Annotated in this window: 24 protein-coding genes; 13 read left to right on the forward strand and 11 right to left on the reverse strand. The window is 62.9% G+C overall.

Annotated elements, in window-relative coordinates; translation table 11 throughout:
• Nucleotides 1-514 precede the first annotated feature (514 nt).
• On the reverse strand, nucleotides 515-2,161 hold the full coding sequence (locus tag WDO70_01270) for a DUF1566 domain-containing protein (protein ID MEJ0061854.1): 1,647 nt from the start codon (nucleotides 2,159-2,161) through the stop codon (nucleotides 515-517).
• Nucleotides 2,162-2,406: 245 nt separating this feature from the next.
• Nucleotides 2,407-2,712 (reverse strand): hypothetical protein, encoded by a 306-nt coding sequence (locus WDO70_01275; protein ID MEJ0061855.1) that lies wholly within the window; start codon nucleotides 2,710-2,712, stop codon nucleotides 2,407-2,409.
• Between the two features lie 368 nt (nucleotides 2,713-3,080).
• Between WDO70_01275 and WDO70_01280 the strand changes: the two genes are divergently transcribed.
• Entirely contained in the window at nucleotides 3,081-4,121 is a 1,041-nt protein-coding gene (locus WDO70_01280) for a rod shape-determining protein (protein MEJ0061856.1), read from the forward strand.
• A gap of 20 nt (nucleotides 4,122-4,141) precedes the next feature.
• Here WDO70_01280 and WDO70_01285 read toward each other — a convergent pair whose 3' ends face one another.
• The gene (locus WDO70_01285) at nucleotides 4,142-4,888 is read right to left on the reverse strand and encodes an FkbM family methyltransferase (GenBank protein MEJ0061857.1); all 747 of its coding nucleotides are present in this window, start codon (nucleotides 4,886-4,888) and stop codon (nucleotides 4,142-4,144) included.
• A gap of 217 nt (nucleotides 4,889-5,105) precedes the next feature.
• Between WDO70_01285 and mreC the strand changes: the two genes are divergently transcribed.
• The 4 genes from mreC (at nucleotide 5,106) to WDO70_01305 (ending at nucleotide 9,266) form a co-directional block, all read left to right on the forward strand.
• On the forward strand, nucleotides 5,106-6,011 hold the full coding sequence (gene mreC, locus WDO70_01290) for a rod shape-determining protein MreC (GenBank protein ID MEJ0061858.1): 906 nt from the start codon (nucleotides 5,106-5,108) through the stop codon (nucleotides 6,009-6,011).
• Nucleotides 6,008-6,517, forward strand: coding sequence for a rod shape-determining protein MreD (gene mreD, locus WDO70_01295; GenBank protein MEJ0061859.1), 510 nt, complete (start codon nucleotides 6,008-6,010; stop codon nucleotides 6,515-6,517). Before mreC ends, mreD begins: the two co-directional genes overlap by 4 nt.
• 79 nt (nucleotides 6,518-6,596) lie before the next feature.
• A complete protein-coding gene (gene mrdA, locus WDO70_01300) occupies nucleotides 6,597-8,414 on the forward strand; it encodes a penicillin-binding protein 2 (GenBank protein MEJ0061860.1) in 1,818 nt (605 codons plus the stop codon).
• Between the two features lie 99 nt (nucleotides 8,415-8,513).
• Nucleotides 8,514-9,266: a hypothetical protein gene (locus tag WDO70_01305; GenBank protein MEJ0061861.1), complete on the forward strand. Its 753-nt coding sequence runs from the start codon at nucleotides 8,514-8,516 to the stop codon at nucleotides 9,264-9,266.
• A gap of 30 nt (nucleotides 9,267-9,296) precedes the next feature.
• On the opposite strand, the gene WDO70_01310 is transcribed toward WDO70_01305, so the two are convergent.
• Nucleotides 9,297-9,635: a TIGR02300 family protein gene (locus WDO70_01310; protein ID MEJ0061862.1), complete on the reverse strand. Its 339-nt coding sequence runs from the start codon at nucleotides 9,633-9,635 to the stop codon at nucleotides 9,297-9,299.
• Nucleotides 9,636-9,914: 279 nt separating this feature from the next.
• On the opposite strand from WDO70_01310, the gene aroA reads away from it, so the two are divergent.
• Both aroA and cmk read left to right on the forward strand, forming a co-directional pair.
• Nucleotides 9,915-11,258 carry a 3-phosphoshikimate 1-carboxyvinyltransferase gene (gene aroA / locus WDO70_01315; protein MEJ0061863.1) on the forward strand — a complete coding sequence of 448 codons (1,344 nt, stop codon included), beginning with the start codon at nucleotides 9,915-9,917 and terminating at the stop codon, nucleotides 11,256-11,258.
• A complete protein-coding gene (gene cmk, locus WDO70_01320) occupies nucleotides 11,255-11,899 on the forward strand; it encodes a (d)CMP kinase (GenBank protein MEJ0061864.1) in 645 nt (214 codons plus the stop codon). Before aroA ends, cmk begins: the two co-directional genes overlap by 4 nt.
• A gap of 10 nt (nucleotides 11,900-11,909) precedes the next feature.
• On the opposite strand, the gene WDO70_01325 is transcribed toward cmk, so the two are convergent.
• The gene (locus WDO70_01325) at nucleotides 11,910-12,107 is read right to left on the reverse strand and encodes a hypothetical protein (protein ID MEJ0061865.1); all 198 of its coding nucleotides are present in this window, start codon (nucleotides 12,105-12,107) and stop codon (nucleotides 11,910-11,912) included.
• A gap of 246 nt (nucleotides 12,108-12,353) precedes the next feature.
• On the opposite strand from WDO70_01325, the gene rpsA reads away from it, so the two are divergent.
• On the forward strand, nucleotides 12,354-14,108 hold the full coding sequence (gene rpsA, locus WDO70_01330) for a 30S ribosomal protein S1 (protein MEJ0061866.1): 1,755 nt from the start codon (nucleotides 12,354-12,356) through the stop codon (nucleotides 14,106-14,108).
• Between the two features lie 39 nt (nucleotides 14,109-14,147).
• Here the strand turns inward: rpsA and WDO70_01335 are convergent, their stop codons facing one another.
• On the reverse strand, nucleotides 14,148-14,711 hold the full coding sequence (locus tag WDO70_01335; GenBank protein MEJ0061867.1) for an NAD(P)H-dependent oxidoreductase: 564 nt from the start codon (nucleotides 14,709-14,711) through the stop codon (nucleotides 14,148-14,150).
• A gap of 224 nt (nucleotides 14,712-14,935) precedes the next feature.
• On the opposite strand from WDO70_01335, the gene ihfB reads away from it, so the two are divergent.
• Both ihfB and WDO70_01345 read left to right on the forward strand, forming a co-directional pair.
• The gene (ihfB, locus tag WDO70_01340; protein ID MEJ0061868.1) at nucleotides 14,936-15,238 is read left to right on the forward strand and encodes an integration host factor subunit beta; all 303 of its coding nucleotides are present in this window, start codon (nucleotides 14,936-14,938) and stop codon (nucleotides 15,236-15,238) included.
• Between the two features lie 131 nt (nucleotides 15,239-15,369).
• Nucleotides 15,370-15,747, forward strand: coding sequence for a LapA family protein (locus tag WDO70_01345; GenBank protein MEJ0061869.1), 378 nt, complete (start codon nucleotides 15,370-15,372; stop codon nucleotides 15,745-15,747).
• A 2-nt stretch (nucleotides 15,748-15,749) separates the two neighbouring features.
• Here the strand turns inward: WDO70_01345 and WDO70_01350 are convergent, their stop codons facing one another.
• Nucleotides 15,750-16,136: a hypothetical protein gene (locus WDO70_01350; GenBank protein MEJ0061870.1), complete on the reverse strand. Its 387-nt coding sequence runs from the start codon at nucleotides 16,134-16,136 to the stop codon at nucleotides 15,750-15,752.
• 98 nt (nucleotides 16,137-16,234) lie between these two features.
• Here WDO70_01350 and pyrF point away from each other — a divergent pair, with 98 nt between their 5' ends.
• Both pyrF and WDO70_01360 read left to right on the forward strand, forming a co-directional pair.
• Nucleotides 16,235-16,930 carry an orotidine-5'-phosphate decarboxylase gene (gene pyrF / locus WDO70_01355; GenBank protein MEJ0061871.1) on the forward strand — a complete coding sequence of 232 codons (696 nt, stop codon included), beginning with the start codon at nucleotides 16,235-16,237 and terminating at the stop codon, nucleotides 16,928-16,930.
• 62 nt (nucleotides 16,931-16,992) lie between these two features.
• Nucleotides 16,993-18,090, forward strand: a complete 1,098-nt coding sequence (locus WDO70_01360) for a branched-chain amino acid ABC transporter substrate-binding protein (GenBank protein MEJ0061872.1) — start codon at nucleotides 16,993-16,995, stop codon at nucleotides 18,088-18,090.
• 12 nt (nucleotides 18,091-18,102) lie between these two features.
• On the opposite strand, the gene WDO70_01365 is transcribed toward WDO70_01360, so the two are convergent.
• The 4 genes from WDO70_01365 to gloB all read right to left on the reverse strand — a co-directional run bounded on the left by WDO70_01365 (nucleotide 18,103) and on the right by gloB (nucleotide 21,444).
• Nucleotides 18,103-18,621 (reverse strand): deaminase, encoded by a 519-nt coding sequence (locus WDO70_01365; GenBank protein MEJ0061873.1) that lies wholly within the window; start codon nucleotides 18,619-18,621, stop codon nucleotides 18,103-18,105.
• A 199-nt stretch (nucleotides 18,622-18,820) separates the two neighbouring features.
• Complete coding sequence (locus WDO70_01370; protein MEJ0061874.1) at nucleotides 18,821-19,813, reverse strand: adenosine kinase; 993 nt, start codon at nucleotides 19,811-19,813, stop codon at nucleotides 18,821-18,823.
• A 33-nt stretch (nucleotides 19,814-19,846) separates the two neighbouring features.
• Nucleotides 19,847-20,584 (reverse strand): MgtC/SapB family protein, encoded by a 738-nt coding sequence (locus WDO70_01375; protein MEJ0061875.1) that lies wholly within the window; start codon nucleotides 20,582-20,584, stop codon nucleotides 19,847-19,849.
• Between the two features lie 77 nt (nucleotides 20,585-20,661).
• Nucleotides 20,662-21,444 carry a hydroxyacylglutathione hydrolase gene (gloB, locus tag WDO70_01380; protein MEJ0061876.1) on the reverse strand — a complete coding sequence of 261 codons (783 nt, stop codon included), beginning with the start codon at nucleotides 21,442-21,444 and terminating at the stop codon, nucleotides 20,662-20,664.
• Between the two features lie 104 nt (nucleotides 21,445-21,548).
• Between gloB and WDO70_01385 the strand changes: the two genes are divergently transcribed.
• Entirely contained in the window at nucleotides 21,549-22,292 is a 744-nt protein-coding gene (locus tag WDO70_01385) for a methyltransferase domain-containing protein (GenBank protein ID MEJ0061877.1), read from the forward strand.
• The last annotated feature ends 14 nt before the right edge of the window (nucleotides 22,293-22,306 follow it).

Consider the following 22,306-nt stretch of genomic DNA (forward strand, 5'->3'; position numbering starts at 1 on the left):
TTAAGTACGCTTGCGCTCCGGTTCTCGAAAACCCTCATTTTCGCCTCGGCCTGACAAAATTCTGAACAGGCCCTTAAGTTACAAACCAGCCAAGACGGCAAGAGCGATGAGAGGCGTTGTAGGATTGGACTGATGAAGTGGGGAGAAGCGTCGGCGGCGCGGCGGCCTTCCAGCGTCAAGCTGGCAGCGCACACGGCCTATTTGCCCGTCCCCCGCATACTCCGCCGTCTCTCGAAAGAGACACCGGAAATTTGCCTTCCATCAACCAAAACGACGCCCAACACTCAGGCAACCTTGGCTGCATACCACGTCCCTGCTTCGCAAATGCTAGGCAAGGCGGAAAGCGTCGCTACATAAACCAACGTGGGGAAACCGGCGGAGTGGTATTTCCGTCCGATCCTTGGGGCCAGTGGCGCGTGCGCTTCTGATTTCCATTTAAGGCAAAGTTTCTTAAGAAACAATAATTTTTTTATTTGCGGGAAAATTTTTTGCGCCGCAGTGTCGCGCGGATGCGTCATCTCCGCGCGCAGCGGACGAACCAGACATTAGCCTTGAAGTCGCCGTCCTGGTCGCCATCGCTGAACCATTGCATCAACGCACGGTCGTAAATGACCTCCGTGGACGACCAGTACCCGTTATTCCCGTCTGGAACCGTATCGGAGCGGAAGTCCCCGATGGCCGCGCGGTTGATGCGTAGGGTATCGAGCTCGCTTCTGGACGGCAGATACCAGTCCGCATGGCCATGCATGTCGAGACCGTCGCAGAACTGCGCCGCCGCATGCGGCGCGCCGTTCCCGCTGTCGGTGATGGCGGCGATGCAGCCCGTCACCGCCTCGCCGTCATTGGCGCTGACGCCACACACGTCGCCCGTGGCGGACCAATTGCTGGTGCCGTTGTTCCATGTATAGGTTGCTCTGCTCCCGGAACAGGCCGATCCGTCCCACGACCGGCCTCCGTCGCAGCGCGTGACATACATTTTCGGCGCGCCGGGAGCGGAAGACAGCCCGGCATAGACGGTGCCGTCGGCGCAGAGGGTGCCGGGCGCGGGCGAGCCGTCGCAATCGCCCGCCGTTCCGACGCTCCAATTGTCCGAAGTGTTGCCCGCGCTGACCGACGCGGTATTGGTTACCGCGCCCGTCGGCGAGCTGGCCAGCTTCAGCTGCAGATACTGCCCCGACAGGATGGAGCCCATCGTCCCGGCAGGCGTCCAGTCCTGCACCGGCGTGGAATCGCAGGCGGTGCTGTTGCTTGAGCTGCAGACGCGGAAATAAGGCGAGCCGGTTCCCGAAACCGCAACATTGACCGCGCAGTTAAAGCCGGTGAGCTGCAGGATATCGGAATAGATCGTTATGTTGACGGTCTGATTCGCGAGATCGGTAAAGAAGAAAGGCTGGGGGGTGGTGTCGTTGCAAGGCGCGCCGCCGCCCGAGCCGATGAACAGCATGTGGCTGCCTTTGAGCAGCGTCGAGGTGCCCGCGCCATTGGCCGCCCATTGCAGCTGGATGTCGCCTTGCGTGGCGGCGTTCACGACATAGCCGCTGATAGACAGCGCCAGCGCCCCGATCGTGCCGGTTCCGACCGAGCCGGCGGTAAGCTGGCCGGTGATCGTGGCGCTGTGGGACTGGGTGACGCTGGTGACGTTCGTCTGGCCCGTTCCGTTGGCGATCAGATGCCACTGCCCGGTCGCGCCGCTCGGCACGGTGAAAGCGGCCTTGAAGTCGGAGGTGGCGTCGGCGCTGCTGAGATAAAGCACGCCGGTGAACCAGCGGCTTTCATTGGCCGATAGCGTGAATTTCAGGTGGTCGTCATTCTGCAGCGTCGTGCTGCTCACCGACTCGTCGGCTGTCTTCGCCTCCAGCGCGAAGGGCGCGGTGCCGCCCGCGCCGCCGCTCGCGGCCAGCGCGGCCCAGGCCGTGCCGTTGCATAGCTGAATGCCGCCGCCCGTGTATTGCACCATGCCCGCCTTGCCGCCGTCGCAGGCGGTGGAAGCGTAGGGCGGGTTGACCACCGCACCGATCATAAGCGGTGCGCGGATAAAGGCCGTCCCGTCGCACTGCGCGATCGTATCCCAGTCGGCGGAATTCCGGTCGCTGGTGCATGGGTTGCCGATCTGCTTTTCGGCGGCCTGCGTGCTTGTCGTGGAAAAAAGCAGCAGAGCCATAAAAAGCAGGGGCGTTATAATAAGAGCCTGAGCCGTCATTCCCGGCGCGTTGGCGAAGCAAGCGCGGTGGTATCCCTCTCCCCTTGGGGGAGAGGAAGAAAAACCTTGGGCTTGCGCTTTTGCGCAAGTCCTTAGTTTTTTCAGGTGAGGGGGTTCCCCGGATGGAGGAACCCCCTTCATGACTTCGGGCGCTTCCGCAAAGAAATAATGGGCGCGCGCTGACGCGCGGTTAAGAACGCGCTCTTTCACTTGTCCACCCTGCAGCAGCGGCATACTGCAAAGGCGGTGTTCGTCCGGTCGGCGCATTCCACCGGAGGGTTCATGGCGCTGTTCTGCATCCCGGTGCAGGACGCGCCTTGCGCCGCGCACAGTTCGTCGCAGCTTTTTATCGGGGAAGAAGACAGTTGTTTCGACGGCTCGACGCTGAAGCAGGACAGCCCGCCCGATTGTACCGGTGCCGCCGGATCATCGGCGGCTTGCACCGTCAGCGGCAGGCACAAGAGAAGAAAGAGAATGAACGAACCGGCAATAGCTGCTTTCGATAGGCCCATGTCCGATTCCCCGGCGCGAATGCAACCAGCCAGAGACAATTCTCTGGTGGCCGGGGAGTTGATAAACCTTACATAAGAAAGGTCGCGCAAGTCTTTAGCCTTGCGGCCTGGACATGCACTTGCGCCTCCCCGACCCAGGTAGGCCGAGGAGTGCGAATAACGGTCACACAAACCGCTTATGTAAGGGGTTATCACGCCCCAACGCCAGTCTTCACCAGCGTCAAGATCATCCTAAAGACGAATGGGCGGCAGAGTCAAGGACGCGTCGGCGACGGGCTTCCCAAGCGGCGGCGCGGGGCGTATATATAGCGCGAAGCCGTCCGGCCATGAGCGCGGCGGCGAACCCATCAAAGATCAAAGGCAAATGTATGTTCGGCAATCTTCTTGGTTTTCTGTCCGCCGATATGGGCATCGATCTCGGCACCGCCAACACGCTCGTCTATGTGCGCGGGCGCGGCATCGTGCTGAACGAGCCATCGGTCGTCGCCATCGCCGAATCCCGCGGCAAGAAGCAGGTGCTGGCGGTCGGCGACGAGGCCAAGATGATGCTGGGGCGCACGCCGTCCAACATCCGCGCCATCCGTCCGTTGCGCGACGGCGTGATCGCCGATTTCGAGGTGGCGGAGGAGATGATCAAGCATTTCATCCGCAAGGTGCATAACCGCCGCAGCTTCGCCAACCCGCAGATCATCATCTGCGTGCCGTCCGGCTCGACGCCGGTGGAGCGGCGCGCGATCCAGGGCGCGGCGGAAAACGCCGGGGCGCGCAGCGTGTTCCTGATCGAGGAGCCGATGGCGGCGGCGATCGGCGCGGGCCTGCCGGTGACCGAGCCGACCGGCTCGATGGTGGTCGATATCGGCGGCGGCACGACCGAGGTCGCGGTCTTGTCGCTGGGCGGCATCGTCTATTCGCGCTCGGTGCGCGTCGGCGGCGACAAGATGGACGAGGCGATCCAGAATTACATCCGCCGCTATCACAATCTGCTGATCGGCGAGAGTTCCGCCGAGCGCATCAAGAAGGAAATCGGCTGCGCCTGCCCGCCCGAAGACGGCGAGGGGCGGCATCTGCAGATCAAGGGGCGCGATCTGACCAACGGCGTGCCCAAGGAAATCGTCATCACCGAGCGGCAGATCGCCGAGAGCCTAGCCGAGCCGGTCAGCCAGATCATGGAGGCGGTCAAGGTCGCTCTCGAAAACACCGCGCCGGAACTCGCCGCCGATATCGTCGACAAGGGCATCGTCCTGACCGGCGGCGGCGCGCTGCTGCGCAATCTCGACCTGGTGCTGCGCCACGCCACCGGGCTGCCGGTCTCGGTCGCCGAAGACCCGCTATCCTGCGTCGCGCTGGGAACCGGTCGCGCGCTCGAGGAGATGAAAACCCTCAAGAATCTTCTCGTGCACGGCTACTGAGCAAAAGACAGGCCGCTAACTCATACCGGCCATTCGTCCGCGCTCTGGACTTTCGGCAGCCCCTCCATGGCGAGGCCGGCCTCCTTGGGCATGCCGAGCATCATCAGCGATACGATGGTGCGCGGATGCCAGTGATTGACGGTATTGCCGAAAAAATTATTCGCGCCGATGATCGGCGCCTTGTGCCAGTAAAGATCGTAGCCGAGGCTCAGGGTATAATCGAGCAGGTCTTTCGATTTCTCGCGCACGTCGTTTTCGAAATAAAGCACGGGCCTGAGCTTCGCGATCGTCTTCGCGCCGCTCATCAGTACGTCAAGCTCGTTGCCGTCGACGTCGATCTTGATCAGGCGGCAGGAATCGAGCGCGAGCTCGTCGATCGCGACGGCTTTGCTCTCGCGGTCCTTGCGGACGAATTCCTCTTTCACGGCCGCGCCCTCGCTCGCGCGCATGAAGGCGTTGAGGGGGATCACGTTGCCGATCTGGTTCAGCGCGAGATTGGCGCACAGGATGTTGAAGACATCCGGATGCGATTCCACCGCATAGATCCGTCCGGTGGGCCCGGCCATCTGGGAAAGCGGAACGGTAAGGTCGCCGATATTGGCGCCGATATCCAGCACCGTGTCGCCCGGCCGGACGAAAGCGCGCATCATCCCGACCTCGGTTTCGCTGTATTCCCCGTATAAATCGAAACATTTGCCGATATAGGGGCCGGTGAACAGCATCCAGCCATACCGGCATCGTTTCAGCGTCAGCGGTCCGAATTGCATGGGCGGGCCTTTCTTATGAGTTCCGGTCTTGTAATTTCCGGCTTGGCGGGAAAGATAAAGGCATGCGGAGGGCAGGTAAAGCGGGATAAGCGGGTCATTCCGAAGAGAAAATAACCATTTCCCCGGCCCGCGGGACGGAGTAATAATCATTTAACAAGCAAAAACTGTTAAAATTCGCTTTTTGCGGCGTTAGCCGCCTGCTGCGAGCCTAGACCTGATGCCGTTGCCTTTCCTATCCCTGCCGCCGCGCTCCAAACGGAGCGGCAATCGCGCTTTCGCCATTCCGCTGCGCGCCCTGTGGCAGCGCTTCGCATTCCTGATTCTCGCGGCGCTGGCGGGATGGCTGCTGGTGCTCGGCATGATCCAGCCGCAGATGCTGGCCCCGGCGCGGATCAAGATCGTCGACAGTTTCTCGCCGCTGCTTGACGCCATGACCCGTCCCGCCGACGCGCTGCGCGATTTGAGCGAATCCGTGAGCGACTGGATGGATGCGCATGACGAAGTCGTCCGGCTGCGCGCGGAGAATGCCAGGCTGAAAAGCTGGGAACAGGCGGGGGCGGGGCTGGCGGCGGAAAACCGGGCGCTCAAGCAGCTGCTCAATTTTCATGACGAGCCGGTGGCCGGCGCGCTGTCGGCGCGGGTGATCGCCGTTTCGGGCGGTCCGTTCACGCATGCGATGATCGTCACGGCGGGCGCGCGCGACGGCGTGCGGCCGGGAATGGCCGCGATGACGGCGGACGGGCTGATCGGCCGCGTGGTGGAGGTCGGCGACTGGTCGGCGCGCATTCTTTTGATCACCGATCTCAATTCCCGCATCCCGGTCATGGTGCAGGACAGCGGCGAGCGCGCCATTCTGGCGGGCGACAATCAGGCCCGGCCCACGCTGCTTTATCTTCCCGAAGGCGCGGTCGTGGCCGACGGCGCGAGGCTGGTGACATCGGGCCATGGCGATATATTCCCGCCGCATCTGCCGGTCGGAATCGTCGCCGAGCACAGCCGCACCCGCACCACGGTCGTTCCGGTGGCCGATCTAGGCCGGGTTCATTATGTCCAGCTGATCGATTTTAACCTGGCGGGGGGCGCGGCCAACACCATCGCCCGCGAACTTCGCAAAAAGCCATGATCCAGGGATTTCTCCATCAGCTGGATGAATTGGTGAGGCGCGCCGTGCCGCTGTTCGCGATATTCTTCCTGGTTCTGCTGACGGTCGCGGCGTCGCCCATACCGCAATTCGCGTCCCTGACGCCGTCTTTCGCGCTGATCGCGGTCTATTACTGGTCGGTGCATCGCCCCGATCTTTTGCCGCTGCCGGCGCTGTTCGCGCTGGGGCTGATCCTCGACGCGCTTATGCGCCTGCCGCTCGGCCTCTCGGCGCTGAGCTTCATTCTGGCGGCGCGCTGGGTGCAGGGACAGCGGCATATTTTCTCCGACCGGTCCTATGCCACCCTGTGGTTCGGTTTCGCGGTCGTCGCGGCGGTGACGGCGGCGCTGCAATGGATGGTGGCCGGGCTGCTGGCATGGCACATGCTTCCCGCATGGCCGCTATGCCTGCAAACGCTGCTGACGATCGCGGTCTTTCCCCTTTTTGCCTGGTCGATGATTTTGCTGCAGCGTCACATCGTGCATTAGCGGAAAACAGATGCCGGATGACGGAAGTAATATGATAGGCTGCCGCGGTAACCCCTGACATTGTTTTCTGCCCTCTGATATGTACGTCACCTCCGATCATGACCGGATACGTTTGTTCACGCGCCGCGCGCTGCTGGTGGGCGGCCTCAAGGCCGGGCTCATCGCGCTGTTTGCCGGAAGGCTTTATCACCTGCAGGTCGAGGAAGCCGCGAAGTACCAGACGCTCGCCGAGGAAAATCGCATCAGCGGACGGCTGATTCCGCCGCCGCGCGGCCAGATTCTGGATCGTTTCGGCGTGCCGCTGGCGATCAACCAGCAAAATTTCCGCGCCATTCTCGATCCCGCCGAAGCGGATGACATCGATATTCTGCTGAACAGGATCGGCGCTTTCCTGCCGATCCTCGAATCCGACCGCAAGCGCATCCTGCGCGATCTCGAACAGAAGAACACCCGAAGCCAGATTCTGATTCAGGATAATCTGACCTGGGACCAGGTCGCGGCGATGGAAATGCGCCGCGGCGATTTCGGCGGGCTTTCGATCGAGCCCGGCGAAGTCCGGAGCTATCCTTATGCCGAGGCCACCGCCCATATTCTGGGCTATGTCGGCGCGCCCGGCGAAAAGGAATTCAAGCGCGATCCCCTGTTCGCCGTTCCAGGCTACCGGATCGGCAAGAGCGGCATCGAGCTGCAGCTCGACGACCGGCTGCGCGGTCAGGCGGGGCGCCGCCAATTGGAGGTCGACGCCCATGGCCATGTGGTGCGCGAGCTCGCGCGCGACGAGCCCGCGGCGGGAACCGATATCGCGCTGACCATCGATATCGGCCTGCAGCAATTCGCCCAGCGGCGGCTCGGCGCGGAACGCAGCGCCGCCGCCGTGGTCATCGACGCGCATGGCGGCGCTTTATACGCGCTGGCTTCGCATCCCAGCTTCGATTCCAATCTGTTTACCTTCGGCATCTCGGAGGCGGACTGGAACCGGCTGAACACCGACAGCAACGCGCCGCTGACCAACAAAGCGGTCTCGGGCCTCTATGCGCCGGGATCGACCTTCAAAACGATTACGGCGCTTGCCGCGCTCGAGGCCGGCGTCACGGACGAGAGCGACACGGTTTACTGTCCCGGCCATTTCGATCTCGGCGATCATCGCTTCCATTGCTGGAAACGCGGCGGCCACGGCACGGTCGGCATCGTCGCCGCGCTGGCGCAATCCTGCGACACCTATTTCTACGATCTTAGCCTGCGGGTCGGCATCGACAAGATTCAGGCGATGGCGAGGCGCATGGGGCTCGGCGCCCGCACGGAGATCGATCTGCCGCACGAACGCAGCGGCCTGGTTCCTGGCCGCAGCTGGAAACTGGCGACATACAAGCAGGAATGGCAGCAGGGCGAGACCCTGATCAACGGCATCGGCCAGGGCTATATGCTGGCGACGCCCCTGCAGCTCGCGGTGATGGCGGCGCGGCTGGCGAATGGCGGACTCGGGGTCGGCCCCTATATCGTGCGGGACGCGCCGCAGGAAAAAGCCTCGAGCCTGGGCATCGCCGCGCGGCATATCGAGATCGTCAGCCGCGCCATGAATGCCGTCGTCAACAGCCAGCGCGGCACGGCCTATAGCGCGCGCATCGCCGATCCGGCCATGGCGATGGCGGGCAAGACCGGGACTTCGCAAGTGCGGCGAATCAGCAAAAGTGAGCGCGAAACCGGCGTCATCGCCAATGAAAAACGCGCCTGGGAAGACCGCGACCACGCGCTGTTCGTGGGCTTCGCGCCGGTCGCCGCGCCGCGCTATGCCGTGGCCGTGGTGGTCGAGCATGGCGGCGGCGGCTCGCATGTCGCCGCCCCCATCGCCCGGGATATTTTGGTGGAATGCCAGAAGCGCAATCCAGCCCGGGCTTGAGCTTATAAATCATCCATTTTTTTCTTTATATTCTCCAAAATCGTATATAGGATCGCGACCGCCAATGGGTAAGAACTTTATCATGATGGGGAAGCGTGGATGACACAGGCGATGAACGGTGACCTTCCGCTATATGCCCGCAACACTGATTATTTTCTGACCAAGGGAACCACCCGCGAGCTCGTGGCCTTGACCGCGCCTCCGAGGGAGGGCGGCCTTCACAGCCCTCCGCTGCGGCGGCTCGCGGCCTATCGGGCCATGGCGCATATCGAGCCCGGTTCGCCGCAAGGCCTGCGGCTTGCCAGGAATCTTCTCCAGGATGTCGGTAAATTCTATCATACGAAAGACAAGGTCGAGCTCGGCATCGTGGCCGCCCATGCCGCCGGAACGGCGAGCACGGACAATGATTCCGTCGCGATGCAGGCGACCAATATGGTCATCGGCGTTATCAGCGACGGCTTCGCCGACGACAGGCTGGATGCCAAGACGAAAAAACATGCGCTGATGCTCTATGTGGGGCAAACCGCGCCGGAAGGTTCTGCATTGCGCGATTGGGCGTGGCGAAGGCTTGAATCTTCCTGGCCGCAGCAGGACGAGAAAAAAGAAGCGCTGACAAGTTTTCTTCTCAAAAGCTGGGCCAGAGAAGCCTTGGAATCCTTCAAGCCGGAGCCATATGCGCCCCAGTCCCAGTTGGATGCGGTAAGCGCCAATTCAATGGGCTCGCAGTTTCGCGCCTGGGCCGAGGAAACCCTTTCGCCTCCGGTCTCGCAGCCGATGGCGTCGGTTACGGCGCTTCCGGTCCGGCCATCCGGCGCAGGGAGCGCCGACGCGCAAATGGTCCTGGCGCAATAAGAATAAAATTAGATTGAGGCTGGAGGTTTCTTAGCCTTCTTCGTCGGCGGTGGCGACGTCGCCTTCCAGCTCGACCGCGCCCTCAAGCTCGGATTCTTCATCGCCAAGCTCGCCGGCATCCTCGATCACGCTTTCCTCGCCATCGCCTTCGATCGGCTCGATATCGTCGATCTCCTCGGCGGCGGCGGGCTCTATGGCTTTTTTCTGCTTTTCTTCCGGCGCGGCGCGGCGGCGCGAGCGCATCAGGGCCTCGGGATCGAACACCGTGCCGCAATTCGGGCATGAAGGCGGGTTCTTCCGCATGTCGTAATAACGCGTGCCGCAGCTTGGACAAGTGCGCTTCAGACCCCATTCCGGTTTTGTCACCATCAACCTCCGAAAACATCCTAAAATTCAGTATATGATCATCGCAACTCAAGAATTGGCAGGCGGCTTGGCGGTACAACCGGCGCCGGCTGAGATTTCAGGGCGCGGCCTGCTAATTCTTGAACTGCGATAGGCACATTGGGGCGGCGGCGGCCTGATTTTATGGCCGGTCTCCCGTGGGCCGGTGATTTGCCATGAAAAGCGTAGTAAGTCAAAACTTTTACTGGCAATAGAGAATAATACCCCTCGAACTACGATGGATCGCGCCCGTCAATGGTAAGCATGCCCAAAAGCCCCCAGCAGAATCCCCAGCCGCTGACCTCCCGCGCCGCCGCGCCCCTCAAAGGCGCGCTCGCCCCGCCCGGCGACAAGAGCATCTCGCACCGCGCGCTTATGTTCGGCGCCGTTGCCGAGGGCAGGACCGTTATCCATGGCTTGCTGGAAGGCGAGGACGTACTGCACACCGCTTCGGCGCTCGAGGCGCTGGGGGCGGATATCGGCAAGAACGCCGATGGGACTTGGGACGTGAAGGGCGTCGGCGCGAACGGCTTCAAGGAAACCCAGGCGACGCTCGATATGGGCAATAGCGGCACGGCCGCGCGGCTGATGATCGGTTTGCTCGCGTCCCAGCCGATTGCGAGCAAATTCGACGGCGACGCCTCGCTGCGCAAGCGCCCGATGGCGCGGGTGATTGATCCGCTGGTGCCGATGGGCGCGAATTTCTTCAGCCGCGAGGGCGGAAAACTGCCTTTGACCGTGCTGGGCGCGTCGAGGCCCAAGCCGGTCACCTATCGCCTTCCGGTCGCCTCGGCCCAAGTGAAATCCGCGATCCTGCTGGCGGGGCTGAACACGCCGGGCGATACGGTGGTCATCGAGCCGACGCCGACGCGGGACCATTCGGAAATCATGCTGCGGCAGTTCGGCGCGAAGCTGGATATCGAAGCCGAGCCGGACGGCGCGCTTCGCATCACGCTGCATGGCCCGGCGAAATTGACGGCGCAAACGGTTCACGTGCCCGCCGATCCGAGCTCGGCGGCCTTTCCGCTGGTCGCGGCCTTGCTGGTGCCCGGATCGGACATCACGCTGCGCAATGTCGGGATCAATCCGCGCCGCACCGGCCTGTTCGAGACGCTCAGGGAGATGGGCGCGGATTTGCGGATCGAGCCGATCGACGCGCCGGGCGAGGCCCGTGCCACGTTTTACGCGAAATCGAGCGCGCTGCGCGGCGTCACCGTGCCGCCGGAGCGCGCGCCGAGCATGATCGACGAATATCCGATCCTGGCCGTCGCGGCGAGCTGCGCGTCGGGCACGACGCGCATGCGCGGCCTCGGCGAGCTTCGGGTCAAGGAAAGCGACCGGCTTGCCATGGTCGCGAAGGGGCTCGAGGCGGCGGGCGTGACATTCGCCATCGAGGGCGACGATTTGATCGTCGAGGGCAACGGCAAGCCGCCGCGAGGCGGCTGCACGATCGCCACCGCGATGGATCACCGCATCGCCATGAGCTTTCTGGTCATGGGCATGGTGACGCAGCAGCCGATATCCATCGACGATGGCGGCTTTATCGACACCAGCTTTCCTGGCTTCGTGGATTTGATGAACGGATTAGGGGCGGCCATCGCGCCATGATTATCGCCATCGACGGCCTTGCGGCTTCCGGCAAGGGAACCATCGCCAAAATGCTGGCCGCGCATTTCGGCTTCGCTCATCTCGATACCGGCCTGCTTTACCGGGCGGTGGGCGTGGCGGTGCTGCGCGCGGGCGGCGACCCCGGGGATTCCGGCGCGGCGGAAGCGGCGGCCAGATCGCTCGATCCCGCCGCGATGCTGGCGGCGGGCGAAGACCCGGCGATGCGCAGCGCCGAGGCTGGCGAAGCGGCCTCCAAGGTTGCCGCGATTCCCGCCGTACGGGCGGCCTTGCTGGACTTTCAGAGAAATTTCTGCGCCAAGCCCCCCGGCGGCAAAGGCGCGGTGCTGGACGGGCGCGATATAGGCACCGTGATCGCGCCCGCCGCCGAGGTTAAGATTTACGTCACCTGCGCGCCGGAAATCCGCGCCGCGCGGCGCGCCAGGGAATTGCGCGGGCGCGGCGACCAGGTGACCGACGGGGAGGTTCTGGCGGCGATGCAGGAGCGCGACGCCCGCGATCAGGCGCGGGGCGTGGCCCCCGCCGTGCCCGCCGCCGATGCCGTCTGGCTCGATACCGGCAGCCTCGATATCGGCGCGGCGTTCGCGGCGGCGCTGGCGATCGCGAATAAAAAAAACGTGTAGCCTCCGCCTCTTAGCGCGGGGCGGGAATAACGGCGGGCGTGCGGCTGCGTCTGTTGAGCTTGAGATCCGCAATATCGTCTTCGCCGTCGACATGCTCCGGACTGAACCCCCGTGCGTAATCGATGGGGCGGACGGGCTGGCGATAATCGCTGATATCCCTGCGGCGATGCTCCAGGGCCGTTCCGATATGCGTAATATATAAAGACATAAATCCTCTTTCTTAATAAAGATCGGTGTGATCATAACATCCGGGAATAGTTTCATGGAATCCTAAATGAGCCGGACGGAAACAGGAAAGCCTTGCCAATGCCGCCGCGCTGCGGCATAAAAGCCCCGCGTTCGGCATGTTGCTGAGCGCCCGCCTGTTTTCGGCTCCGTAACGGTTTCGCTTTCCGCCGGATGCCAGACAGGCCCGATCAACCCCGAGCCAAAGCGAGCGAAAGATATCATCATCATGGCAGCGTCAGCCGCGAAGCGGAAATTCCGCGAACACGACATCCAAACCCCCACCAATCAGAATTCAGGCGAAAATTTCGCCGCCATGCTCCATGAGACCATGGGCGGCAGCGGCGGCCTTGAAGGCAGCGTGCTGCGCGGCCGCGTGCTCGCGATCACCGCCGACGTCGCCGTCGTCGATGTCGGGCTGAAATCCGAAGGCCGCATTCCGCTGCGCGAATTCGCCGTTCCCGGCCAGGCCGTGGAGCTCAAGGTCGGCGACATGGTCGACGTGTTCCTCGAGCGCATGGAAGATCGCAACGGCCAAGCGATGCTGAGCCGCGAAAAGGCCAAGCGCGAAGAAAGCTGGATCGCGCTCGACAAGGCTTTCGCCGGCCAGCAGCGCGTCACCGGAATCATCTTCGGGCGCGTCAAGGGCGGCTTCACGGTCGACCTCGAAGGCGCGGTGGCGTTCCTGCCGGGCAGCCAGGTCGATATCCGCCCGGTGCGCGACATCACGCCGCTGATGGGCACGCCGCAGCCTTTCCAGATTCTCAAGATGGACCGCGCGCGCGGCAATATCGTCGTCTCGCGCCGCGCCGTGCTGGAAGAAAGCCGCGCCGAAGCCCGCACCGAACTCGTCGCCAACCTCAAGGAAGGCCAGATCCTGCAGGGCGTCGTCAAGAACATCACCGACTATGGCGCGTTCGTCGATCTCGGCGGCGTCGATGGCCTCCTGCACGTCACCGACGTGTCGTGGAAGCGCATCAACCATCCGTCGGAAGCCTTGCAGATCGGCCAGCAGGTCACCGTGCAGGTCATCCGCTTCAACCAGGAAACCCAGCGCATCAGCCTCGGCATGAAGCAGCTCGAGACCGATCCGTGGGACGGCATCGCCGCCAAATTCCCGGTCGGCACCCGCATGAAGGGCCGCGTCACCAACATCACCGACTACGGCGCCTTCGTCGAGCTTGAAGCCGGTGTTGAGGGCCTGGTGCATGTGTCCGAAATGTCCTGGACCAAGAAGAACGCGCATCCCGGCAAGATCGTCTCGACCAGCCAGGAAGTCGAAGTCATGGTGCTCGACGTGGACAGCTCCAAGCGCCGCATTTCCCTCGGCCTCAAGCAATGCATGGAAAATCCGTGGGAGAAGTTCGCCGCCTCGCACAACGAAGGCGACATCCTGGAAGGGGAAATCCGCAACATCACCGAGTTCGGCCTGTTCGTCGGCCTGCCCGGCGATATCGACGGCATGGTTCACATGTCCGATATCTCCTGGAACAAAGCGGGCGAAGAAGCGATCCGCGATTACGCCAAGGGCCAGAACGTCAAGGTCAAGGTTCTCGACATCGATCCGGAGAAGGAGCGCATCAGCCTCGGCGTCAAGCAGCTGGCCGAAGACCCCTTTGAAAGCGTTTCGGTCAACTTCAAGAAGGGCGACGTCGTCACCTGCACCGTCAGCGCCACCAATGACGGCGGCGTCGAAGTGACGCTCGGCGGCGAGGCTTCGGGCTTCACCGGCTTCATCAAGCGCGGCGATCTCGCCCGCGAACGTTCGGAGCAGCGCCCCGACCGCTTCGCCGTCGGCGAGAAGGTCGACGCCAAGATCACCAACATCGACAAGGCGGCCCGCAAGGTCACGCTGTCGATCAAGGCGCGCGAGGCCGACGAAGAGAAGCAGGCGATGGAAGAGTTCGGCTCGCAGGATAGCGGCGCGTCGCTCGGCGATATCCTCGGCGCGGCGATCAAGAAGGCGCAGAAGAAGGAGGACTAATCCCTCCGCTCTCTGCGCGACATTAAGCCGCCGCGGTCCTCAGGACTGCGGCGGTTTTTTTTCGGCATGCGCCAGAAACTGCTCCAGCAGCGCCTGCAGCCTCTTTTCCGTCTTCTCGTCCTTGAGGCGGCCGTCGTCGCCGAAAGCCTGATAGGCGCCCGGCAGGCCCATCATGCCCGGAAAGACATGGACGCCGAGAACCTCGAACGGCACGCGCGTATGCCAAAGGCTGCGCACCCCGCCGAGCGCGCCCGGCGACGCCGCCAGCAGCAGCAGCGGCTTGCCTTCCAGCGAGACTTGCTTTTCGCGCGACAGCCAGTCCACGACATTTTTAAGAATGCCCGGAATCGAGCCGTTATATTCCGGCGTCGAAATCACCAGCGCGTCGGCCGCAATGATTTTAGCCCCGAGCGCGGCGGTTTCCTTGGGAATTCCCGATCCGGTCTCGATATCGCCGTCATAGGGCGGCATCGGATAATCCTTGAGGTCGAGAAGCTCGGTTTCGACGCCGGGACGGGCCTGGGCCAGCCTTGCCGCCTCGCGCGCCAGCTTTTTGTTGCAGGAATCTTTCCTCAATGAACCGGCGAACAGCAGCAGTTTCATGGTCGGCTCCGTGGGTAATGGGGTTTGGCGCGGGGACGGGGAGAGTATCTTACATGTCGGGGGCCTGCAATGCGGCTCATTCGCCGGGCTGGCCCCTGCGCAAAAATCTTTTCTCCCCAAAGGCTTACTTGACGCCGCGCTTGACTCGGCGGTTGCGGTTTGGCAACCTTTGGATCAATCGATTACCCGTCGCACAACCGCATCGTCACGAGGAGATGGCCGCGATGACCAAGTCGGACCTGATTTTGCGCCTCGCCGAGAAATATCCGCATCTCCTGCAAAAGGACATCGAGCGCATTGTCGCGACCTTATTCGGCGAAGTGACGAATGCCTTGGCAAGAGGCGACCGGGTGGAACTGCGCGGCTTCGGCGCGTTTTCGGTGAAGAAGCGCGACGCGCGCCAGGGCCGCAATCCCCGCACCGGCCAGAGCGTGGCGGTGTCGCAGAAATTCGTGCCGTTCTTCAAGACCGGCAAGCAGCTTCGCGACAGGCTCAACGGCATCGAGCCGAATAAAGACGACGATTAATCGCATGAGGCCGGGCTGCAAATCGCGTTGGCCTGCGCTTCCGCTGCTCACGTACCCTAAAAGTACGTTGCGCGGCGGTTCTCGACCAACACGATTTTCGCCACGGCCTGATGCGATTAAGGACTGAAACGATGAAAATCCTCTGGCGCTATTTTTCCTGGCTGTTCAGCATTCCGCTTCTCGCTTTCGCGATATGCTTTTCCGTCGGCAACCGCGAGCCGACGATTATCAGCCTGTGGCCGTTCGATATCGAGCTGGCGCTGCCGATCTACCTGCTGGCGCTGGTGCCGCTGGCCTGCGGCCTTATTTTCGGCGCGGGCATGCAATGGTTCGTCGATCTGCGCCACCGGGTCGCGGCGCAGCGTCTCGGCAAAGAAGTGGCGCGGCTCAAGGCGGATATCGCCACGCTCAAGGCCGAGGCGGCGCTGCGCCAGATTTCCGGCGGTCAGCCCCCGGCTCCATCCAAAAACCCGCTCAAGCTGATCGCCGGGCTGCGAGCGAAGTCGTAATTTCAGCGTTGAAGAGTAAGAACCTGACGCCAGAGCGGCCGGACGATGCACTGGCCCTGACTGAGGCCGCTCAGCACGGCGTCGCGCTGCGGCCCGGCGGCGGGGAGGTTGAAAATTTCCCCAGGCTTGTTCTCCGGCCCGTCCGCGCATTGAAGCGCGGCCTCGCCGCGCTCGGCGCGGGCGATTTTCTCGGCGAGCGGAAGGCGGGTCATTTCCAGAGTCCGATGGATATATTCCCGCGTCACATAGCCGGTGGCCATAAGAGTAACCGCGAGAGCCGTGCCGATCACGTGAAGATTGCGGGACAAAAATCCCTTGCGTGGGCCGACTTCCCCGGCGGCGCTGCGCAGATCCTGCGTGATGGGGCGGGTTTCGCTCATGAGCGTCATAAAGCCATAAAATCCGCCATATACCAAGCAAAAGAGTTGCGGCCCGGCCGGTTTCATGTTGGTTAATGCGGCTGGTGTATTTCTATGGGGACGGGATCATGACCAATCCGGTTTTCTGCGCGCTCGACATGCCTGATCCCGCTGAGGCCGCGACGATGGCTTTGCAGGTCGCGGGACATGTCGGCGGGATCAAGCTCGGCCTCGAATTTTTCATGGCGCAGGGCCCCGGCGGAATCGCTAAAGCCCGCCCGCCGGGTCTGCCGTTTTTTCTCGACGTCAAGCTGCACGATATTCCCAACACGGTCGCGGGCGCGTTAAAATCGCTGCTGCCGCTTAAGGCCGATTTCATCACCATCCACGCCAGCGGCGGCGCGGCGATGATGCGCGCGGCGCGCGATGCGGCGGCACAAGCGCCGGGCGCGCGTCCGAAACTGCTGGGCGTGACGGCGCTGACCAGCCTCGATGGCGGCGATCTCGCCGCCGTCGGCCAGGATCGCGACGTGACCGCGCAGGTCGTCAGGCTGGCGAAACTGGCGCAGGATTCCGGTCTCGATGGCGTGATTTGCGCGCCGACCGAAATTTCAGCGTTGCGCGCGGCGTGCGGAAAAGACTTCATCCTGATGGTGCCCGGTATCAGGCCGTCTTGGGCGGCGGCGGGCGACCAGAAGCGCGTGATGACGCCGCGCGAAGCCATGGCGGCGGGCGCGACCTATCTGGTCATCGGCAGGCCGATCACCGCCGCGCCCGATCCGGCAGATGCGGCACGGAAAATCGCCGAGGAACTGGCGGGTTGATTGACTCCCGGCCGGGGGAGAATAAAATGCCGGAAATGTCATTCTTGCAGGGAGCATCCATCATGACCCGTTTTCTCGCGACCCTGTGCGCATGCCTGCTGCTGTCTTTCGCGGCGCGGGCGGCGGATACGATCAAGCTCGGCATCGGCTATCCGATGAGCGGCGAGGTCGCCAGCCTCGGCGCAGATGTGCGCGCGGGCTTCGATCTCGCCCTCGAGGATATCAACGCCAAGGGCGGGCCGGCGGGCAGGAAGATCGAGGCGCAGTTCGAGGACGATGTCTGCGATCCCAAGACCGGCGTGATCGTCGCGGGGCGCTTCATCGCCGCGAAGAAAGACGCGGTGATTCATATCTGCAGCACGGTCTGCATGGCGGCCGGGCCGCTTTACGCCGAAGAAAACATCCCCTTCTTCAATATGTGCAATGCCGACGGCATAACCGCGCAAGGCTTCGGCAATGTCGCGCGCGCCTGGATGAGCAATATGCGCGTGGGCGGCGCGCTCGCCGCTTTGGCCGCCAAGCACCTTCCCAAAAAGAAACTCGCCGTGCTCTATGCCGCCGACGCTTACAGCAGGAATCTCGGCGAGGACATGATCGCGGTGCTGGACAAGGAATACGGCGTCAAGCCGGATTTTACGCTCAGGCTTGCCGGGCAGGAGCAGGACTTTTCCTCCATCATCACCCAGCTGAAGGATGGCGGCATCGAAACCGTCTATCTCGGCTTCTGGCCCAAGGGAATCGGCATGTTCCTGCGGCAGGCGGACGCGGCGGGCTACCGGCCCCAGTTCCTGAGCAACGATGTCGCCAATGGCGATGAAATCATCAAGATCGGCGGCGCCGGTTCCGACGGGCTGATTTTTACCATGCCGCCCGATCCGAAAGACTTTCCGGAAGCGGCGGATGTCATGAAGGCGCTGGCGGCCAAAGGCTTCGCGGGCCGTCCCTATGCCGTCTATTCCTACATGATCGCGCAGATTTACGCCCAGGCGGTGGAAAAGGCCGGCAGCGCCGCGCCGGACGCGGTGATGAAGGCGGTCAAGGGCAATGCGTTCGACACCGTGGCCGGCAAGGTTTCCTTCACGCCGAACGGCGACATGACCGGCCTCGAGATGCAGTATTTCCAATGGCGCGGCGGAAAATACGCGCCGTGGAAGCCGTAGGAATCCGCGCCGTCAGCGAAGCGCGTGAACCCTTACCCCGCGCTCGGCGAACATTTCGGCGGCGGCTTCCATGCTGCGGCGGTATTTCTTTTTGAGTTTCGGGTAATAGCGCAGCGCGCCTTCCGGCACGCAGACCCAGCGCACCCCCGCCTGGATGATATCGTGCGCGCAGGTATGACAAGGCGGCAGCGTCGAATATATCCTGCAGCCCTTCAGGTTTTTCAGGCCGAATTCCGCGCGCCTTTCCTGCGCCAGCGCCAGGGCGCGCTTTTCCGCGCACATGAACCACAGGCTTTTCTCGCCATGCTTGAATCGCGCGGGCAGAAGGGCGACGCCGTCCGGCGGCTCGTTGACGGCGGCGGCGATCAGGTCCTTCGCGCCGGGCGAGGTGATGACCGCCCCGACCTTGACGCTCGGATGCGGCGACAGGACGGCGGCGCGCGCGGCGAGCTCCAGCCACTGCCGGTCTTTCATCAGCGGGCCTTTCGCGGCGCGGCGCGGCGGTTTCTTGGCGGGGGATTTCTTCTTCATGCAAGCCCCATGCGACAGGGCTATTCAGCATAGGTCCCAAAACTTGCCGGTTGGTTAAGAGACCATCTGCAAAGTCATGATGCCGGGCTGCAAACCACACTTTTCTGCGCTTCCGCTGCTCACGTATATTAAATACGCTGCGCTGCGGTTCTCGAAAAATATGGTTTTCGCCACGGCCTGATGATTTTTCAGATGGTCTCTAAAGCTTGATTCCGGCTTCCCGCGCCAGATCGGCAAGGCTGCGCTCCGGACGCGGGCCGAAATGGCCGAGAACCTCCGCGGCGGCGATCGCGCCGAGCCGCCCGCAGGTGGCGAGATCATGGCCGTGTGCCAAACCGTAGAGAAATCCCGCCGCGAACTGGTCGCCCGCGCCGGTGCTGTCGATCAGCTTCTCGACCGGTTCGGTGGCGATTTTGACCCTTTCCTCGCCCCGGCAGATGATCGCGCCGTCTTCGCCCATCGTGGTGACGAGCAGCGGGCATTTTTTGCGCATGATGCCGATGGCCTGCGTCACATCCGAAGTTTCGGCCAGCGCCATCAATTCATTCTGGTTGGCGAACAGGATATCGATCCCGCTTTCGATCAGGACGTGGAATTTATCCTTGTGCCGCGCGATGCAGAACGTGTCGGAAAGCGTGAGCGCGAGTTTCTTTCCGGCGGCGCGGGCGATTTTGACGGTCTCGAAGAAAGCTTCCTGCGCCTTGGGCCGGTCGAAAAGATAGCCTTCGAGATAGACAATGTCCGACGCGGCGATCACGGCGGCGTCCAGATCGCCGGGCGCGAATTCCGAGGCCGCGCCGAGAAATGTGTTCATGCTGCGCTGGCTGTCGGGAGTCACGACGATCAGGCAGCGGGCGGTGGGCGTTCCGGCCATTGGCTTGGTCGAGAAATGCGCGCCGAGCGCCGCGAGGTCGTGGCGGAAAATCCGGCCCAGCTCATCGTCGGCCACCTTGCCCATGAAGGCCGCCTTGCCGCCGAAGCTGGCGTAACCGGCGACCGTGTTGGCCGCCGAGCCTCCCGACGCCTCGACCGCGCTGCCCATCTTGGCGTAGAGCTCTTCGGCGCGGGCCGTGTCGATCAGCTGCATGCTGCCTTTGGCGATATTTTCGCGCGTCAGGAATTCGTCGGTGCCGGGCGCGAGAACGTCGACGATGGCATGGCCGATGGCGCACAGGCCGAAAGAAGCAGACATAGAATTATCCTTAATGGGGTTATGGGGGCAGCCTTAGTTGCGGGCATGCGACAGACGGAAGCTCTCGATTTCTTCGAGAGCGGGCAGGGCGTTCGACCAGGTGAGGATCGAATCGCCCTTTCTGCCGCGCGATATGGCGACGAACTGCCATTCCTGCTGTCCGTCGCGGTAGATGGTGGCGATGGTTCCCTTGGCGACGTCGAAGCCGCGCTCGCTCGCGATCCGGTACAGCACTTCCTCGCGCAGGATATAGCCGCGCTTGAAGAACAGCACCACGGAAATGGCGTGGCGCTTGGGCAGGAAAATCTCTATTTTTCCTCCCCACATCATGAATCCCGCCGACAAAAGAGTCAGCAGGGTGCCCGCCGTGTAAAAGCCGACGCCGACCAGAACGCCGATCGCCGACGCCGCCCAGATCGACGCCGCCGTGGTCAGGCCGCTGATATTGAGGCCGTCTTTCATGATGATTCCGGCGCCGAGAAAGCCGATGCCGGTCACGATGCCCTGAATGGTGCGGGTGGGATCGACCATGCCGGTGACCGCGAAATGCCCGCCGAACCATTCATGCGGATAGCCGGAAATGGCCGTGAGCGCCGCCGAAGCCATGCAGACCAGGCCGTAGGTCTTCATGCCCGCCGCGCGGCCGTGATAAGACCGCTCATAGCCGACGAACAGGCCCAGTACCAGCGCGACGAAAAGATTGCCGAAGACAACCAGGTTGGCTTCGAGTTCCGTCGAGGTCCAGTAATCGGCGAAGGGGATATGGCTCATGTCAGGCAGCGGATGGCGGAAGACGGGACATTATATGCCGGTACTATTTCTGATTCTTGGCCTTCTGTCATCTGGCATTAACTAAAGCGGTCCATCGCCGCCCGGATCGAGGCGAAGACCGCCACCGGATTCGCGCCGTCGAGCGGAAAGCCGTGGCGGGCGAGCGTCTGCTGGAATGCCGGCTGGTCGCAGCGCAGGAACGGATTGAAGCGGGTTTCGACCTCGATCGTCGAGGGCAAGGTCGGCGTGCCGTGGCGGCGCAGTTCCTTGATATGCCGGACATGGGTGAGAAGCTGCGGATTGTCCTTGTCCAGCATCAGCGCGAAGCGCGCGAAATCCTCGGTGTATTCATGGCCGCAATAAACCTTGGTGGCGGGCGGCAGGGCGCGAAGCTTCTGCAGCGATTCCCACATGACCGGGGGCGTGCCTTCGAACAGCCGCCCGCAGCCGAGCGAGAACATCGCGTCGCCGCAGAACAAGGCTTCGAGGCCGGGAAAGTAAAAGGCGATATGACCCGCGGTATGGCCGGGCACGGCGATCACCTTGCCGCGCAGGGTGGAGAAGGTGACGGTGTCGCCCTCTTCGACCCCCCGGTCGAGGGTCGGAATCTTCGCCCGCTCGGCGCTCGGCCCGATGACGGCGGCGCCATAGGCTTTCTTGAGCGCGGCGCTGCCGCCGATATGGTCGTTATGGTGATGGGTGCAGAGAATCAGCGTCAGATGCCAGTCGCGCTTTTTGAGCGCGCGCTTGACCACGTCGGCATCGCCCGGATCGACGACCATGGCGAGGCCAAGCTCGGTGTCGCCGATCAGGTAGATATAATTGTCGGCGAAGGCCGGAAGGATATCGAGCGTGAACATCGGATGGCGGATGCCGGAAGACGGATGATGAAAGTCCCGGAACAGTATGGCATATTGCCCTGCCTGTCATCTGACATCTGCTTTCTGACATCCGGCGACATCCGATGCCCGACCTCGTCGATCTGAGAACCTTCTACCACACGCCGCTGGGTCAGGCGGCGCGGCGGCTGTTGCGGCAGAAAATGCTGCAATTCTGGCCCAGCCTCGGCGGCATGAGCGTGATGGCGCTGGGCTACGCCACGGTTTTGATGCGTCCCTATGTCGGCCAGGGCGCGCATGTCATGGGCTTCATGCCGGCGATGCAGGGGGTGAGCGCCTGGCCGCGCGAGGGGCCGAACCGCAGCTGCCTTGTCGAGCCTTTCAATCTTCCGCTGCCCGACAATTCCGTCGACCGCGTGGTTTTGCTGCATATGCTGGAAAGCTCGGAGAATATCGCCGCGAGCCTGCGCGAGGTCTGGCGGGTGATGAAAAGCGGCGGCCGCATGATCGCCATCGTGCCGAACCGCCGGGGCATCTGGGCGATGAGCGACGCGACGCCGTTCGGCGCGGGCCAGCCTTTTTCGCCGTCGCAGTTCAAGGACATTCTGCGCGACAATAATTTCCTGCCCGAGCGCGCCGCGCGGGCGCTTTATTTGCCGCCCTGGCACGGCGCGCTGTGGCTGAAGCTCGCCGATACGGCGGAAAAATGGGGCGGCGCGATGTTTCCGACTTTGGGCGGGGTTCTGCTGATCGAGGCCAGCAAGCAGCTTTACGCCCCCGTCGGCCCCGCCCGCGCGCGGCAGCGCAAGGCGCTGGTCATGCCGTCGCCATTCCTGCCCGCGCCCGGCGGGCCGCTGGCGAGCAGATGAACACCCCGTTAGCG

It is taken from the genome of Alphaproteobacteria bacterium, assembly GCA_037200005.1.
Taxonomy (GTDB): Bacteria; Pseudomonadota; Alphaproteobacteria; order UBA9219; family RFNS01; genus JBBCGY01.